Source organism: Peribacillus sp. BM1, from assembly GCF_056679975.1.
In genome coordinates, this window is the sequence record NZ_CM155259.1 from 3,969,431 (window position 1) to 3,986,526 (window position 17,096).

Genomic DNA, 17,096 nt, shown 5'->3' on the forward strand with positions numbered 1-17,096 from the left:
ACACCCTTTTCTTTTTTATCCTTTAACGGACCCACTTACTAATCCTTCAATAAAGTACTTTTGAACGACTAAGAAGAAAACAATTAAGGGGGCAATCATTAAGACAGAAGCAGCCATCATTAATCCTTGATTTGTATTGTACGTATTATTCAATGATAAAAATCCTAAAGTTGCTGTGAAGTTTTCTTGCCCCTGTAGAAATGTAGATGTAATCAAAAATTCATTCCATACAGAAATTCCAACAATAATACTAACTGTAATCAATCCTGGTCTCACCAAAGGAAACATTATTTTTGTAATCAAATTAAATGTTGAAGCGCCATCTATTCTTGCTGATTCCTCTAATTCTGTTGGTATATTCATAAAAAATGTCCGCATTAAGAAAGTGGCAAGCGGCATATTTACAGCAGCTAAAATAAAACTAACAGCATAGATATTTCCTATTAAATTAAATTTTGCTAATACAAAATATAAAGGAAAGAGAAATAACTGAATCGGAATCGTCATTGCGACCATGAAATAGATCGTGACTGCTTGAGTTCCTCTTATCTTTTTTCCTGCTAATACATACCCAGCAAGACCTGACGCTATTAATACAATCACGATTGTCGTTCCAGTAAGCAAAATACTGTTGATAAATCCTGTACTAAAATTCGCTGCATGCCAAGCATCAACATAATTTGAAATATTTAATGCTTTTGGCCAAGACAGAGGATTTCTGATAATTTCAGTTTGATTTTTAAAACTATTTAATAACACAAGTGACAATGGAGCTAAAGCAGAAATGGAAAATAACAGTAAAATCACATGTGATAAGACAGACGTCTGTTTCTTCTTTGCCAACGAACTACTTTTCATGATATTTCCTCCATCTCTTAATTTTTCAAATCATTTCTACTCATCCAAATATATAGACATGAAGCTAACAATCCGAAGAAACTCATAAATAAAGCAATGGCAGCTGCTTTTCCTACTTGAAATGCCGAAAAAGCAAATGTATAGGCATAGGTACTTAACATTTCAGTAGAATGTGATGGACCTCCACCAGTTAATAAGTAAACATAATCAAAGGTGAGGAAAGAGAAGATAATAATCATCACAAACATTATATTGAACGTAGGCCTAATACTAGGAAAATACACATATCTAAAGATTTGCCAACCATTGCAACCTTCTAAGTAAGCGGCTTCAATTTGTTCAGTAGGAGTTTGCCGAAGTGCAGCTAAATAAACGACCGTTAGGAAACCCCAATAATGCCAAATATCTACAGATGCTACTGCATATAACGCTGTATCGACCGATGATAATGGAGAATCAATCGGAATTCCAATCTCTTGTAAGTAACCAATTACTCCTGAAACTGGATTGAAGATAATATTCAACCATAAAATTGCATTTGTGGTTGGTGCTAAAATATAAGGAAAGAGGAAGATTAATTGATAGGCACTCTTACTTTTTTTTCTTTTTAGTAACATCATAGCCGTAAGTAGTCCTATTACAATCGGAACTGTTACGAACATTAATGTCCACTTTGCATTATTTAACAACGCCTTCCAAAATATGCTATCTACAAATAATTCATTAAAATTTTGAACACCAACAAAATTTGGTGTTGTTGAAACTCCATTCCAGTCGGTAAAGGCAACGATTACTGTTAATAATCCAGGGATAAATACTATTAATATACTAATTAGTAATGCTGGGGATATTAGAAAATAATTGACTGTATTTCTCATCAGCAATGACCCCTCTCTACTTCCATTAGGATAAAAATGGGACGATTTCAAATAAATTTGAGTGTCCCATTTTCTATTGTTACTCAGAAGGTTTTGGTATCGGTGGTACTAAGCCTTTTTCTTTTTCTTTATCAAACTCTACTTGCACTTTCTTCATTAACTCTGTACTAGTCATTTGTTCATTCCAAATCGATTCAATATCTAGGAAAATTTGTTGTGTTGCTGGTGGTAAGAATACACCTGAATAATAACCAAAGTGACCTTTATTTACACCATCCACCATATTTTTTATTGTTTCAGCGTATGCTTTTGACAATTCTGGCATGTCGCTAGTATCAATTTGTAGGTCTTTTAAAGGGACCCCCCAATAACCAGGCCATGTTTTCGTCATTTCATTCATAAACTCATTAGTCATCATAGTATCTAGAATTTTTGCAGCTTCATCCTTGTGTTTTGATTGAGCATTAATGGACAACGTTGCTGTGACACCTAAAGTATAATAAGGTTCATTTGTTTGATGATCTTTAGTTGGAAAAGCCATAAATCCTAAATCTTTCGCCTTGTCTCCTGAAAAGGATTGAGCTGCAAATTGGTATACTAAAGAAGGACCAAAGAAAAACGGAGCCTTTTCATCAGCTAATAACTGTGTTGCTTCATTAAACGTAAGGTTTGTATAATCTTTTCCTGCTAAATAGCCTTTTTTATACCAATCAGCAGAAGTATCTAACGCGTCAATAATTGTAGGATCCGTCCATTTAGTCGTTCCAGTCAAGGCTTCGTAAACTTTTTCACCACCAGCAAAATGGGTTAAAAACAGTGATGAATAATTTTCGTTAACTGGTTTCCATCCCTTATTTCCTGTTACCGAAGCATACATTCCTTTTTCAATTGCCTCATCCATAATTTTCTCTAATTCTTCGATAGTTTTTGGTTCCGGCCAATTATTATCTTTTAAAACCTTTTTATTATAAAAAATACCAACTGTGTTCAATGAATTACCTAAGCTATAAAGACTTCCATTCACAGTACCAGATTCATAGATAGGATCTAAGATTCTATCTTTCCAACCATATTTTTCAGCATACTTGTCTAAATTTTCAATTCTCCCAGCCTCTGCTAGCGGAATGACAAATGATGGACCTGAACCGTATACAATATCTGGACCCTTACCTGAAGAAAGGGCTACTGAAATATCTTTATCAACTGAATTTCTATATTCAATCTTTAATTCATATTCATTTTGCGATTTATTGTATTTATCAATTAATACTTTCTTTAGGGTTTCTTGATGTTCAGGAGGCGCTCCCCAGAACCACATAGTTATGATTTCTTTTCCATCTGCTGTTGTTTTACTATCGTTTGAACACCCAGCGAATATTACCATCACCAAGAATATTGTAACTAAGCCAACTAATTTCTTTTTCATTGGTCTACCTCCATTTTATCTGTCTGATTGAACCTTCACGAAATATTCTCTATTTCTAGGTCCATCGAATTCTAGAAAATAGATTCCTTGAGAGTGTCCAAGTAATAAGTCACTATTCTCTATGATTAAGCTCATTGAAACACCTATTAATGAAGATTTAACATGACCCGCTGCATCTTGTGGAGTATCATGTTGATGCTTAAAGTCAATTCTCGTTGGAACGATTCTTCGTATTTCATCTTGTAAATCTTCTAATCCCCTTGGGTCCCAATATGAAGTAATGGTTAATCCCGCCGTTGTATGTGGCGTATAAATGACGCATGTCCCACTTTCTACACCACTATTTTTAACAAATTCAACAATATCATCGTTTAGTTTGATTACATCATGTTCTTTAGTTCGCAACGTGAAATTTTTCAGCATTAGTAAATCCTCTTTTCATTTCTTATTTTACAATGATTTCACTATTTTTAACGGCATTTCCATGTTGAGCAAATGACCAATTATCTTTACATCCCCTACCATCTTCTTCACCGATCATGTTCGCAATATAGCCACTCAGCAAGGCTAATGGAACAAATTGTGTTAAAGGAATCGAAATAGGGTATTTTGATATCGGTGTTCCTATTACCGTGCAACCTTCTGCAAATGCTTTTTCCTTTAGATCTGAAATAACTAATGTTGGACGGCCGAGTTCAAGCGAATAGTTGATGGTTTCTATTGCTCGAGACAAACTGGGATTTGTAGAATTGGCTATCATTACTGTTCCAATTTTCGAAAAGTTTCTCATAAAGAAGTTCAGATGTAACCACTCTTCCGTGTTAATGTGCATCGCATACTTCCCAACAGCTTCAAATATCTTTGCGTGCCCATACCATGCTGTGGCATAATCAAAACCTGAACCTATAAAATCAAACGCTTCCATTTCGGACCATTCCAAAGCGAGTGCTAATGCTTTACTATCCATGGAAGTAAGTGATTCTTCTAGTAGATCCGCTTGTGTTAAAATGTCTTTTCTATAATCCATAGCAACATCCATCGTGTATTTCCCTCTAACCTCACCAATTCTAATGGCTATTAAAAGCAGTGATAGGACTGACACTAAATAACTGCGGACCCCCGGGCTTGACTCGAATTTTGGAATATCTAAATCTAATGTCTTTTTCGCAGTTTTTCCAAGATAAGAGTCTTTATTAGATGTTATTCCAATTGTATAAGCACCATATTTATTCGCACGTTCTACTGATTCACCTACTCTTGCTACTGTACCAGAGTGGCTGACTGCAAAAATAAATGGGTTATTTGGGGAATTTCCTAATTGATTTTCCGCATACAATCTACTTAAATCAATGGATGTTACGACTTCAGTTGGGATACCTGTTAATAGTTCAAAGATGTGTTTTGTCGCTAATCCTGCCGCGAAAGAATCTCCACATCCTGTAATCACAATCTTTTGAATGGAAAAGATTTCAGGAGTGGTTAATAGCTTTCTTGTTTTAGGCTCTAAATCCTCATACTGTTCTTTTAATAATTTAGGTAAACTAAACACTTGGTTTCTCATTGCATTATCATAATCTCGCATAAGTTACCCTCCATTCACATATTTTTAACTTGTATTAACATTAACACAACCATACAATGATTATCAATCCAAATATTTTATTTTTTCAAATTGATCAGTAAACTTTGAATTTATTTCATAATCATTTACAATCAATTGTATATATAACCATACAACTATATGAAAAAGGGGATTATGTGGTGTACACTAATCGAATATCTATCGACAAAGATTCGCCTGTACCAATTTATCATCAGGTTGCAACTAATATAAGAGAACGTATTATGAAGAATGAATGGAAAGAAAATGAAAAGATACCTTCAGAAGCAAAACTAACAGAGGAATATGACATTAGTCGTGTTACATTAAGACAGGCTTTAGAGGAATTGAAAAGAGAAGGAATTATTAATAAAATTCAAGGTAAAGGCGTTTTTGTTAAATATAACCCGAAACCTTTCGTTCATGATTTCAGTTTACCAACTGCATTAAATGCTAAGCTAGAACAGAGTGGGAATAATATTATTCCAGTACTATTAACATCTTCTATGTGTGGACCTATTTCTCATGTGAATGAATGTTTAAAAATATCTGAAGAGGAAAATTTAGTTTATATTAAACGCCTATTTGTATTCAATAACAAACCTATTGGACTTAATAGATCGTGGTTAGCTGACTCAATGGTTCCTAAAATACTAGATAAACCGTTAATAGGTAACCACCTAAGTACAACTCTTTCAAAAAACTATAATCTAACACCTGTAAATATTGAAAATTCTATACAATCCATCATTCCAAATGCAGCAGATATGAAGCTATTAAATGTTCAATACACTGTCCCTGCAACTTTTCTAAAGAGTATTTCCTACTTAAATGATCAAACTCCATTAGAATATTCAGAAACAATATGGTTAGGTGATAGTGTAAAATTCACTTTTAATACAAATGCAATGCAATAACGCAAATTCAAGACAGCTAAAATGGGGATTTCCGTCTCATTATCAGGACTAACTTATCACAATTAATAAGATGGTGTCAGGGGGATAACTGAGGAAAGAAAGATGTTTCATCATCCAAGAAAATTTTAAGTTGGTTATTAGTACTTGGCTTTACACATTGGGTTGCCATTATTCACGGAATATCTATCCTCCCCAAGACCGTCTGATAGAATGTAACGAAGTATAAGACGATTTACTCTAACTTTTTTATCTACAGCCTATTGAATTCTATATTTCCTTCGTTTAGCATTCTTAGCGCTTTTATGAAGAGCAAAATAGTGATAGGAGATGAAGCATTGAGCTGATAGTGAGGAAATCAAATTTGCGCGCCAGATCCAAATTTAGGGAGTCAAAACTTCCCAGAAATTTAAGTTATGGATTACAAAATTTGATTTTCAATACAAAACGTGGTTATGCCCACAACTATCCGATTTATAAAATACAAAAGCGGAAGCCCTATTATCAGGACTCCCGCTTTTACTATAAAACGTTCTATTATTTCGCTTCTAATACGTTAATAAACTCTCTTAAATAATCCGGTAGATCTGGTGGACGGCGACTTGAGATAAGATGTCCGTCTGTAATAACCGGCTCGTCATACCAATTGGCACCCGCATTTTCCATATCATCTTTAATGCCCGGTGTACTTGTTACGTTTTTGCCTTGCAAAATTTTAGCAGAGATCAATACCCAGCCTGCATGACAGATTTGGCCAATCGGTTTTTCATTGGCATCCATTTCTTGGATTAATGAAATCACTTCAGGGAACCTTCTGATTTTATCAGGCGCCCAACCTCCAGGTACTAGAATGGCATCATAATCTTCTGGATTGACGTCACCATATGCCAAATCAGATTCTGCTGGCACACCGTATTTGCCGATATATGTCTCATTTGCCACTTCACCAGCAAGATGGACAATCGCTCCCTCTTCTCGAAGTCTGAGAATCGGATACCAAAGCTCTAAATCTTCACATTCATGATGAACCAAACTAATAACTTTCTTTCCTTCTAATCGCATATGACAACCTCCCTTTCTAGTTCTTATTACTATTTTACACCATCTTGAACTTTTTTGCTTCTACAAGTTAACTTTCTAGGTTAATTTGAGAAACACAGGTTACAATGGAAAATATATACCATGCATAGAGTTATTTTGTGGATTTAATGGATGAGTAAGATATGACAACAGTCAGCTTACTCGACTGTTTATCTAAAAAGGAAGTGGAACAACTAGCATGGATTGTTGATTCCACGCTTCCCTGATAGCGTTCCTCATTCCGTTTATTGGCTATAGTGGGGGCTCTTCCTCCCCCACCTACGTTTCTTCGATTCTTCTAAGCCTTGAGATGGGGGTCTTGACTTTCTGTTAATTCGGGATGATATTTTAAAATTCTGATATATAATGATACAAATTCACTACATCTTCCTTATGCCTCTAGTAATATTGCCTGGAGTTTTAAAGTCAATTCTTCTACTAACTCATTGACTGTTACATCCCTCTCCGATTCTCCTTTGTCAAAAGCTTCTTTGAGAATGTGATAAAAATCTTCCTTTGTTATACTTGCATCCATGATAAATTCTCCCTCGTATATGTACGAAAAAGTTGTCCCAGAAGGATCTGACTCTCTATACACCGTTTACTTTCACGTAATATAAACAGGTATATAGTCGTTTGGGACGCCCTCTTCTCATTTCATAAGAAACTAGAAAATGGTCTTTCACGTTCGCATCATAACGCGAGCTTTCCCCATTCCCTACATATTCTTATTCCTTCCATAAAACTAGCAGAAAACAATTAACCTTCAAATCCTATTAATCAATTATTTTACCATTTTATCATATTAACCTAAGCACTCCTTTAAAACTTTTCGACAAAATTCTGATAATAGGACAAAAAGCGGAACCTTTAACAATCATGTACCCTTATAGCATCAATCATAATCATGAATAATATGGAAAAAATTCAGGGGAAAATCACATGATATTCAAGCCATCGATACCGCTGAACAAGATTACGAGCCAGAATCTAGGTATACGAGCGACAACTAGAACATTATAATCAAAACAATTTTTATCATTTCCCGAAAGATGACTCCTTCCTCAACGAATGTGAAGGGCATACCCCAATGAGTAGGTGGGAGATGAATTTCGGTCGGCGTTAGCCTAAACCGTTGAACAACACGAGTGTTTGTTCTGTTCTATATTTGTACAAATGCTCTTTGAAAACTGAAGATAGGAGGTTGCAACAGGAAAATCGTCTGTTGCGTAAAATCTTCAACGTTCTAGCTCCGCACGTATCGAAGTAGTGAAAACCAAGCAGAGCAGAGCAGAGCGTGCGGTGAGTCCAACGTACAAGATTCTAAAAGTTTTCACCGTAGGGACTACGAGTAGAGCCTGCTCAATAACTGGTGGATACACGGGTGTTCACAGGAATCCCCACTTCAAATTTCGTTGGAAATTAAGTGGTGGGTAGTTCAACAATCCGAATATTACGTATGTAAAAGAGCCTTATGATTTCTTCCATACAACTCAACCCGTTATTAAAATTCCATATTTGAAAAAAACTGACCAGTAATTACACGTCTGGTCAGTCCTTTTATTTTTATTCCTTATTCGTTACCACATCCTCAGAAATATAAGCCGGTTCACCTTCTATCTGTTCCTCTGTCAATAAGTCCTCAGACGCCGGCAGCGTTGTTCCACCTGTATGAACTTTTTCCAGTACTTCAACTTGAGTAACAGGCTTTTCTTCCACTTTTTCTTTTGGCGAAGTTAGGTAAACACAAAGAATAGCTATTGTTAAGATAATGCCAAATAAACCTGCAATAACAATCGCCTTTTTTTGTCTACTATCCAACAACTACACCTACTTTCTTAAATATTCCCTTCCTTCCTTTAATTAAGTATATTGTGATTATTTAGCTAAATGCCTTTTAAACTTTCCTATCTAAATAATATTTTAGGTAATAGAAGTTAAGAACAAAGTAATAACGCTCTCTTCTGTGGAAAAGGGCGAGACTTTGCAAAATCAGCTCCGCATCGCCGCCTTCATAAAGTGATACAAATTGAGAACCTGAACCTTTTTCATCATTGGGTTGGGATCAGACGCTCATGGACGTTTTTATTCCATTTCATCGGCAAAAACAAATGCTCGAAACACCCAAAACCTGGCACTCCGAGCATTTGTTACGATACCATTTTATTGTTGATTCCAAGGGCTTGTATTCTCAGCAATGACTTTCTTATACGAGACAGCAACTGTTTGTGGGATTAAATCCTCTGCAAGTAATTGATCGACAGAAGCGTTCATCTTAGCTACCCAGTTTTCTCTTGTGCCATATAGATTCTTTAACTTTTCGTTAGTAAACATTGTCATAAAATCACTTTCTACCATATAAGTAGCCATTGGGTGATCAGCGAGAGGGTGACGAATTCCTCCTACTACATTGCCATCCACATCTCTTGTGAATGTTCCTGTTGCAGGATCTATATTTACCCATCGATCGTCGGCAGACGGGAAATACTTCTTAGGATCTGCATGTGGATTAGCCTTTTTAGCAACAGCGTAATCATACAAGTTTTGCAATGCTCCACTTACAAACATATCAATGTGCAAATCACTCTTAATCGTATTAGGTAATGGACTAGTTGGGTATAGTCTAGCCTTTGCCCCAGCCTTAACAATCGCATCATTATTTGGAATAATCGGCGATATCGCATCTGAGTGAGGCGTCGACGCTACTTCATATAGTCTAAAAATATCATACTCACTGTTTTGATCCTTTTTTGACTTATAAGTAGAAGGATTCGCTTCTTTAGCCTTAAATTCCGCTTGAGACATAATGGCAATGTTTGGAACACCCATTGCCTTAAAAATGGTTTGTGGACTGTTTTCATTTGTACTTGGCACTGGTTGTAAAGGTGGTGTCAAAGAAGTCGGTCTCGGACCCACCCAATTATAGTAGCCATCAAACAAGTATTCTTTCTTTTTTGCATCATATAAGTATGGCTGGAAGGTATTTGTATAAGTATTCAGATACATTCCAGATTGGCTTTGCCCGCCAAGGAAAACAAAGTTTGGTTTTTTTCCAAGGATTTGTGCGCTTTGTTCGTTATCATGTAAAGCGACGCCAAGCTGCGATAACATATCCCAGAATAATCCGTTTTCATATTTACCAGCCTGATCAGCACCCCAATCAATGTCTGCATATCTTACAGGATCAAATTTTTTCAGCGCTGAAACATTGACATTTTTAGATGTAATGCCTATATAACCATGACCATTTTGCATGTAATATTCCCAGCTTCTTCTCCATGTATCTTCCATATCCGAATTATTGGATGCATTTAGAATATCGATATAAACAGCACCCGAAAAATTCTTCATATTCTTAGGCATACGAACGATGATCCGATTTGTATAATCATGAGGTCCACTCTTAATCGTCGGAACATCATTGCCTTCGATTTTGCCAACCTCATACACATTGGCATTACCAGAAAGAAAAAATTCCTTTTCTGTATAATCATAATCTCCCCATATATCTACAGAACCGACAGATGACAACATCGAATTATATGGATGACTTAGATTTGGATTCGCCTCTACATCGGGTTGTTTTTCTGGATGAAAACCAATCGCTTCATGATCAAACGTTTTTTCTACAATCTTTGTTGGCTTAGCATTCGCTATAGCGGAAATTTTCTCAGCATCTGGTCCGCCGAAGCCTTTCTTTTCATTAACATAATTTACCAGTTTATCATAACCTTCTTGTAAAATATAACCTGTATCCAATAGTTTTTTTGCTTGTTTTATGAATGGCTTTTTATAATCTTTTTCAAAATCAGGATATAATTTTGCTATTTTATCTGCTGTAAAAAATACCATGCTTCCATTTGTCTCAAAAGGCAATCCATTTCTGCTCGCATAATACGTTGCAATTGGATACTCCATCATCGGTGCACGGATTCCACCTAATGCATTTCCGTGTTCATCCGTTTTAGGAGTATATAATGTTTTCCCTTTCGTTTTAGTCTTTTTGTAATCGATCCATTTGCCTTGAGCAGATGGAGCAGGTATCCCTTTCGTTACCCATTTATGCATGTTTTCTTGGGCAGCATTCACAAATATCTGAAGATTTAAATCGCTTTCATAATGTCCCGCATCATACTCCTTGGGTGGTCTGCCCTTCCCGTTACCAAGAGCAATTTCAGCGCTATTGGGAATAACTGCGAGTGTAGGATCAGTATGAGGAGTACCTGCAACCTCATAGAATCTAAACTTATTTTTCTTAGAATTTGAGTCTTTTTTTCTTTCATACTCAGGATATTCTGTTAAGCTTCCAAACCGGTGTTCAAATTCAGACATAATCACGATATATGGAACACTCGTTTCTGAATACGTAACAGATGGCTTCGGTCCATTCGAACGTACATTGGTTGTTCCAGGTCCTACTAAATTCAAATAGCCGTCAAACAACGGCTTTCTTTTATTGGATTTTTTCAGGAAATCATCAAATAATGTGATGTACGTATTCAAATAAAAACCTGATTGACTTTGACCGGATAAATACACATATTTCGGGTCTAGGCCACCCAATATATCACCTGCACTTTTGTCTCGAAGCTTAGTACCTAGTTGAGAAATCATATCCCAAACCAGCCCGTTTTCATCTACTCCATTTACTTTCCAGTTTAAATCTGCATATCTGTTACTATCGAATTTCTTTAGTGCATTAATCGTATCAGTTTTCGAAGTAATCCCAATATAGGCATGCCCCTCGTTCATGTACCAATCATAGCTTCTGCCAAAAGTATCTTCCAAATCTACACCGCTAGAAGCATTTAAAATATCTACATAAACTCGACCAGAGAATTTAGACGCATCCTTGGGGAATCTTACTAGTAGCCTTGTTGTATAATCATTGCCTAATGATTTTATGGATGGGTCATCTTTTTTATTGATGTCATATACATTTGCTTTACCTGACATGAAAAACTCTTTTTCCTCATAGCCATAGTCATTCCAAATGTCTACACGACCGCTAGAACTATACATCGAGCTAAATGGATGACTAATGGAAGTAGGTTCGCTATGGAAAGTCATTCCCTCTCCATATGGAATCTCTCTAACCGAAGGAAGCGCTTTCATATTTTTCTTTATTTTTGCACCATCACTATGTCGATTTGCTTGTGCAGAATATACTAGATCATCACTATTACTAGAGGCCATTACAAAAGAGCTTCCGCAAAGAAGTCCTAGTAACAAGATTATTGAAAGAACCGCAGCGGCACTCCTTCTACCAAATTTCATATGATCCCTCCATTTTCTCTACTTTTTTAAAACGATGTTGTTAGTGCTGTCATTGAGGATTCAGGTTACCCCACACCTTTTTAGAATAAACTTTGTCGTAGTGTTCCTCAAACTTAGATCGTTGTCTGCAGATCTATATTTTTCATAACCCCTCCTATTCTACTAATAATAGCGGATGAAAAAATCCGATAAATCTAGTATATAACCCCCTTTGGTATATTGCGAATATTTCGATTTTTAAAAATATATAATTATAAAATTAATTTCACATTGGTCAGTGGATTACGAGTTTGGTCTCTATCATCGGAAAGAAAGCGCATGTTTTTTTACAGTGATCCATTCATACTCATGGAAACTTAGAATTGCCTTTTGGTCCGGAAGACTGCTATATCTTGACACCGATTGTGTTTATCAGATTCATCGTAGTATAAGCTTGTCTTAAGACAAACTTCACCAAAGTAATATGTTTAATCACAGTTTTATACACTACCTCATAATTTCCCCTGCTAGATAATAAGTTAAATAAAAAAGCCCTTTTTTTATAAGGACTTTTCATTAAATCGGACCCGTTTCAATTTCTTTTCAAGAACATGTAAACTTTTTATTTAGATTCTTGTAAATCTGATTTCAAAAAAAATTCGGTTACATAGGCCGAAACGCCTAGTGCCGCAGAATAGTTGGTTAATTCTGCAAAGCTAATCTTTAAGTTTGTTTGATTATATCTTAATGAATGACGTTCGACAACATCGGCGATTGGTTGTACGATTAAGTCTTTTGCCAGTGCTAATCGATTGCCAATAATGATTTGCTGTGGATTAAACGTATTAATAATATTCGTCAGTCCAAAGCCTAAGTATCTACCAATTTGAGCAAATAAAGAGTTTATTTCCTCATTTTCTGTTGCTAGTTGAACTAATGATTCCAAGTTTAACTCTGCTTGATTGATCGATTTTACGTCCTTGGCTTGGTTTAATAATGCTTGTTCGGATGCATACAGCTCCCAGCATCCTGCACTTCCACAGCTGCATTCTTTACCATGTATATCAATAATCATATGGCCCATTTCTCCCGAAAACCCTTCCGCTCCTCGATACAATTCATTATTCAAAATAAACCCTACACCAAGACCGATTCCAGCACTTAAATAGATGAGATTCTCAAATTCTCTACCTGCTCCGAACCGCTTTTCGCCATATGCACCAGCGTTTGCTTCATTTTCGATGACAACAGGCAGGTTATATTCCTTTTCAATCTCTTGTTTTAAATGGATATTTTTCCAACCTAAATTAGGTGCGAGTAATATATGGTCGCCCCCATTACCGACAATCCCGGGTATGGCAATTCCAATTCCTACAACACCATAATGACTCGTAGGTGCAGAATCTAGTAAAAATTGAATCATCTTTTTCATCGCAATCATGGCCATTTCATAGTCCATATTATTGATTGTCTTCATCTTCTCCTGAACGATGTTGCCTGAAAGATCAGTTAGCACCCCTAATATATAATTCACACCCAAATCGATGCCGATCGAGTATCCAGCACATTCATTAAAGAGCAGCATGACTGGACGTCTGCCCCCACTAGATACACCAGGACCAGTCTCATAACAAATGTTTTCTGCTAATAACTCATTAACTAATGAGGAAATCGTGCCTTTCGTTAGTCCTAATTGTTGTGAGATATCCGCACGGGATAATGGAGCTTGTTCCTTAATCGTTTCTAATACTTTTGATTTATTATTTACTTTTACTAATTGTTGATTCCAAGTCATATCATTTCTCCTCAAATTAACGATCTAAAACGGTTTCTTTACTCTATTTATACCATATTAAAAAGAAAAAGAAAAACTTAGTTCATTCGATAGACAAACTAAGTTTTTGCTGATACAATGCAAATATCAAGTTGAAAACGATACCATTAACCGTTTTCAATGATACTAATAAATATATGAAAACTATTTTGGAGGAATGAAAATGAGCTATTTTAATACGGTTAATCATGTAAAATATGAAGGTCCAGACTCTACGAATTCTTTTGCGTATAAATATTACAACCCGGAAGAAACAATCAATGGTAAGAAAATGGAAGATGTTCTTCGCTTTGCTGTCTCCTATTGGCATACATTTACAGGAGAAGGAACGGATCCATTTGGACAAAGTACAATGGTACGTCCATATAATCAATTTTCCGGAATGGACTTAGCAAAAGCACGTGTGGAAGCTTCGTTTGAATTTTATGAAAAACTAGACGTTCCCTACTTCTGTTTCCATGATTTTGACGTGGCACCTGAATCAGATTCACTAAGTGAAACATTTAAGAATCTAGATGAAATTGTGGCAATGGTTAAAGAATATATGAAAACGAGTAAAACAAAGTTATTATGGAATACAGCGAATATGTTCTCCCACCCACGTTGGTTACATGGCGCAGCAACATCGCCAAATGCTGATGTATTTGCTTATGCAGCTGCTAAAGTGAAGAAAGGTTTAGAAGTTGGTAAAGAACTAGGTTCAGAGAACTACGTGTTTTGGGGTGGGCGTGAAGGATACGATACATTGCTCAACACAAACATGAAGCTTGAGCTTGATAACCTTGCTCGTTTCTTCCATATGGCTTTAGATTATTCGAAAGAAATTGGGTTTAACGCGCAATTTTTAATTGAACCAAAACCGAAGGAACCAACAAAACATCAATATGATTTTGATGTGGCAACAAGCCTCTCGTTTTTACAATCATACGGCTTACAAGACCATTTCAAATTTAATATTGAAGCGAACCATGCCACACTTGCCGGTCATACATTTGAGCATGAATTACATGTAGCACGTATTAATGGGATGTTAGGTTCAGTCGATGCAAACCAAGGTGATACATTACTTGGTTGGGATACGGACGAATTTCCAACAGATTTATACTCTACAACACTATCCATGTATGAGATTCTCAAAAACGGCGGTCTTGGATCAGGTGGGTTAAACTTTGACGCGAAAGTAAGAAGAGGTTCATTTGACCCTGAAGACTTGTTCTATTCTCATATTGCCGGCATGGACAGCTTTGCTATCGGGGCAAAAGTCGCTCAGCGTTTAATTGAAGATAAAGTGCTAGACAATTTTGTTGCAGATCGTTACAGCAGCTATACAGAAGGCATTGGACTTGATATTGTTGAAGGAAAAACAAACTTCCATACACTAGAACAATATGCCCTGCAACTTGACAAGATTGAAAATAAATCTGGTAGACAAGAATACTTAAAAGCTATTTTAAATAAGTACATTTTAGATGCACTAGCAACTGTAAGTGTGAAATAAAGTGAAACTTCAATCAGTGGGGGTTTTCTTCATCCCCCACTGATTGTTAGTTGAACCAATCGGGCTTTTACGGGCAAGTTATCCCTCACCTACGCTTCTTCGATTCCCCTAAACCTTGAGGTGAGCGTTTTACTGCCCGTTAATGCGGGATAACTAAACTAGATTAGGAGGGTGACTCGTAATGAATGGGTCAGGCCCTCCTTCTATCTTAAAAAAAGGGTGATTTTTCATGAACTATGTAATTGGGATTGATTTAGGTACGAGTGCTGTCAAAGTTTTATTAATGAATGAAAACGGTGAAGTTTGTCATGAAACAACAAGGTCTTATCCTTTAATCCAAGAGCAGTCTGGGTATAGTGAACAAGACCCGAATGAATGGGTAGAAAAAACAATTGCCGCATTACAGGAACTTGTCGAGCAATTTGATGGCGAAATCGAACAAATTCAAGGGATTAGTTATTCCGGACAAATGCACGGACTTGTTTTACTAGATGAAGAGTATAACGTTTTACGTAATGCCATTCTTTGGAATGATACGAGAACAACGGAGCAATGTAAGGAAATCTACAATATGATTGGCGAAAAACGTCTGTTAGACATCACGAAAAACCAAGCATTAGAAGGCTTTACATTACCAAAATTACTTTGGGTTAAACAATATGAACCAGAACGATTCGAAAAAACAGCTGTTTTTATGTTACCAAAAGATTATTTGCGTTATAAAATGACCGGTCTCATACATAGTGAATATTCAGATGCGGCTGGCACTCTTTTATTGAACGTTGGGGAGAAAAAGTGGAGTGAAGAACTATGTCAGTTAGTCGGGATTGATCGTACTATCTGCCCACCATTAGTAGAATCACACGAGTTTGTTGGTACTATTACTGAAGACATTGCGGTACAAACCGGTTTAGCTCGGTCTACGAAAGTATTTGCGGGTGGGGCAGACAATGCCTGTGGTGCAATTGGTTCAGGCATCCTTTCAGTAGGAAAAACATTATGCAGTATTGGCACATCAGGTGTTGTCCTTTCTTATGAGGAACGCAAGACCCGAGACTTTCAAGGGAAAGTCCATTATTTCAATCATGGCAAAGAAAATGCTTTTTACACAATGGGCGTAACATTAGCAGCTGGACATAGTTTAAGTTGGTTTAAAGATACATTTGCCAAAGATGAATCGTTTGAATCACTACTAGCCTGTTTACACGAAGTTCCGATTGGAGCAAACGGCCTGTTATTTACCCCATATCTCGTCGGAGAACGAACACCGCACGCAGATGCCAACATACGTGGCAGTTTTATCGGTATTGATTCTTCCCATAAACAAAGGGATTTCGCACGATCGGTCATTGAAGGCATTACCTTTTCTTTGCATGAATCGATCGAAATATTCCGCGAAAATGGCAAGACGATTGATACGATCATCTCCATCGGTGGAGGGGCAAAAAATGACACATGGCTGCAAATTCAAGCTGACATCTTCAATGCAAAAATAATCAAGCTATCCAGTGAACAAGGGCCAGCTGTTGGAGCAGCAATACTAGCCGCATACGGGTGTAATTGGTTCGAATCATTAGAAGCATGTGCCGATGTATTCATCTCCTCTGCTAAAACATACACACCTGTACCGGAAAATGTTGAAGTCTATCAACAACTTTACCATTTATACAAAAATGTGTATGTACAAACTAAACAATTAAATGAAGGATTAAAAAAGTTCCGGAAAATGGAATAATTCTAGTAAAGCCGCCC

At 36.5% G+C, this 17,096-nt stretch carries 13 protein-coding genes; 3 read left to right on the forward strand and 10 right to left on the reverse strand.

Features of this window, described 5'->3' with window-relative positions:
• Positions 1-15 precede the first annotated feature (15 nt).
• From AC1MGI_RS19055 to AC1MGI_RS19075, 5 genes are all read right to left on the reverse strand, one after another.
• Positions 16-858 (reverse strand): carbohydrate ABC transporter permease, encoded by an 843-nt coding sequence (locus AC1MGI_RS19055; RefSeq protein ID WP_480347026.1) that lies wholly within the window; start codon positions 856-858, stop codon positions 16-18.
• A gap of 17 nt (positions 859-875) precedes the next feature.
• Complete coding sequence (locus tag AC1MGI_RS19060) at positions 876-1,736, reverse strand: carbohydrate ABC transporter permease (protein ID WP_480347028.1); 861 nt, start codon at positions 1,734-1,736, stop codon at positions 876-878.
• A gap of 79 nt (positions 1,737-1,815) precedes the next feature.
• On the reverse strand, positions 1,816-3,162 hold the full coding sequence (locus AC1MGI_RS19065) for an ABC transporter substrate-binding protein (protein WP_480347030.1): 1,347 nt from the start codon (positions 3,160-3,162) through the stop codon (positions 1,816-1,818).
• Positions 3,163-3,177: 15 nt separating this feature from the next.
• On the reverse strand, positions 3,178-3,585 hold the full coding sequence (locus AC1MGI_RS19070) for a secondary thiamine-phosphate synthase enzyme YjbQ (protein WP_062177608.1): 408 nt from the start codon (positions 3,583-3,585) through the stop codon (positions 3,178-3,180).
• A 22-nt stretch (positions 3,586-3,607) separates the two neighbouring features.
• Positions 3,608-4,744, reverse strand: a complete 1,137-nt coding sequence (locus AC1MGI_RS19075) for an SIS domain-containing protein (RefSeq protein WP_480347032.1) — start codon at positions 4,742-4,744, stop codon at positions 3,608-3,610.
• A gap of 263 nt (positions 4,745-5,007) precedes the next feature.
• Here AC1MGI_RS19075 and AC1MGI_RS19080 point away from each other — a divergent pair, with 263 nt between their 5' ends.
• Entirely contained in the window at positions 5,008-5,679 is a 672-nt protein-coding gene (locus tag AC1MGI_RS19080; RefSeq protein ID WP_480347034.1) for a GntR family transcriptional regulator, read from the forward strand.
• 534 nt (positions 5,680-6,213) lie between these two features.
• Here AC1MGI_RS19080 and AC1MGI_RS19085 read toward each other — a convergent pair.
• The 5 genes from AC1MGI_RS19085 to AC1MGI_RS19105 form a co-directional block, all read right to left on the reverse strand.
• Positions 6,214-6,738, reverse strand: a complete 525-nt coding sequence (locus tag AC1MGI_RS19085; protein WP_062177599.1) for a type 1 glutamine amidotransferase domain-containing protein — start codon at positions 6,736-6,738, stop codon at positions 6,214-6,216.
• A gap of 409 nt (positions 6,739-7,147) precedes the next feature.
• Positions 7,148-7,291, reverse strand: coding sequence for a YwzD family small protein (locus AC1MGI_RS19090; protein ID WP_480347036.1), 144 nt, complete (start codon positions 7,289-7,291; stop codon positions 7,148-7,150).
• Positions 7,292-8,322: 1,031 nt separating this feature from the next.
• Entirely contained in the window at positions 8,323-8,577 is a 255-nt protein-coding gene (locus tag AC1MGI_RS19095; RefSeq protein WP_480347038.1) for a hypothetical protein, read from the reverse strand.
• Between the two features lie 342 nt (positions 8,578-8,919).
• A complete protein-coding gene (locus tag AC1MGI_RS19100; protein ID WP_480347039.1) occupies positions 8,920-12,033 on the reverse strand; it encodes an alpha/beta hydrolase domain-containing protein in 3,114 nt (1,037 codons plus the stop codon).
• A 601-nt stretch (positions 12,034-12,634) separates the two neighbouring features.
• Positions 12,635-13,807, reverse strand: coding sequence for an ROK family protein (locus AC1MGI_RS19105; RefSeq protein ID WP_480347041.1), 1,173 nt, complete (start codon positions 13,805-13,807; stop codon positions 12,635-12,637).
• Positions 13,808-14,009: 202 nt separating this feature from the next.
• On the opposite strand from AC1MGI_RS19105, the gene xylA reads away from it, so the two are divergent.
• Together xylA and xylB are read left to right on the forward strand one after the other, a co-directional pair.
• Positions 14,010-15,344: a xylose isomerase gene (xylA, locus tag AC1MGI_RS19110; protein ID WP_480347042.1), complete on the forward strand. Its 1,335-nt coding sequence runs from the start codon at positions 14,010-14,012 to the stop codon at positions 15,342-15,344.
• A 229-nt stretch (positions 15,345-15,573) separates the two neighbouring features.
• Entirely contained in the window at positions 15,574-17,079 is a 1,506-nt protein-coding gene (gene xylB / locus AC1MGI_RS19115; RefSeq protein ID WP_480347044.1) for a xylulokinase, read from the forward strand.
• The last annotated feature ends 17 nt before the right edge of the window (positions 17,080-17,096 follow it).

Bases quoted from the DNA above. Each gene is read 5' to 3' on its own strand.
- AC1MGI_RS19055 (WP_480347026.1), bottom strand. From the start codon at position 858: ATGAAAAGTAGTTCGTTGGCAAAGAAGAAACAGACGTCTGTCTTATCA.
- AC1MGI_RS19060 (WP_480347028.1), bottom strand. From the start codon at position 1,736: ATGAGAAATACAGTCAATTATTTTCTAATATCCCCAGCATTACTAATT.
- AC1MGI_RS19065 (WP_480347030.1), bottom strand. From the start codon at position 3,162: ATGAAAAAGAAATTAGTTGGCTTAGTTACAATATTCTTGGTGATGGTA.
- AC1MGI_RS19070 (WP_062177608.1), bottom strand. From the start codon at position 3,585: ATGCTGAAAAATTTCACGTTGCGAACTAAAGAACATGATGTAATCAAA.
- AC1MGI_RS19075 (WP_480347032.1), bottom strand. From the start codon at position 4,744: ATGCGAGATTATGATAATGCAATGAGAAACCAAGTGTTTAGTTTACCT.
- AC1MGI_RS19080 (WP_480347034.1), top strand. From the start codon at position 5,008: ATGAAGAATGAATGGAAAGAAAATGAAAAGATACCTTCAGAAGCAAAA.
- AC1MGI_RS19085 (WP_062177599.1), bottom strand. From the start codon at position 6,738: ATGCGATTAGAAGGAAAGAAAGTTATTAGTTTGGTTCATCATGAATGT.
- AC1MGI_RS19090 (WP_480347036.1), bottom strand. From the start codon at position 7,291: ATGGATGCAAGTATAACAAAGGAAGATTTTTATCACATTCTCAAAGAA.
- AC1MGI_RS19100 (WP_480347039.1), bottom strand. From the start codon at position 12,033: ATGAAATTTGGTAGAAGGAGTGCCGCTGCGGTTCTTTCAATAATCTTG.
- AC1MGI_RS19105 (WP_480347041.1), bottom strand. From the start codon at position 13,807: ATGACTTGGAATCAACAATTAGTAAAAGTAAATAATAAATCAAAAGTA.
- xylA (WP_480347042.1), top strand. From the start codon at position 14,010: ATGAGCTATTTTAATACGGTTAATCATGTAAAATATGAAGGTCCAGAC.
- xylB (WP_480347044.1), top strand. From the start codon at position 15,574: ATGAACTATGTAATTGGGATTGATTTAGGTACGAGTGCTGTCAAAGTT.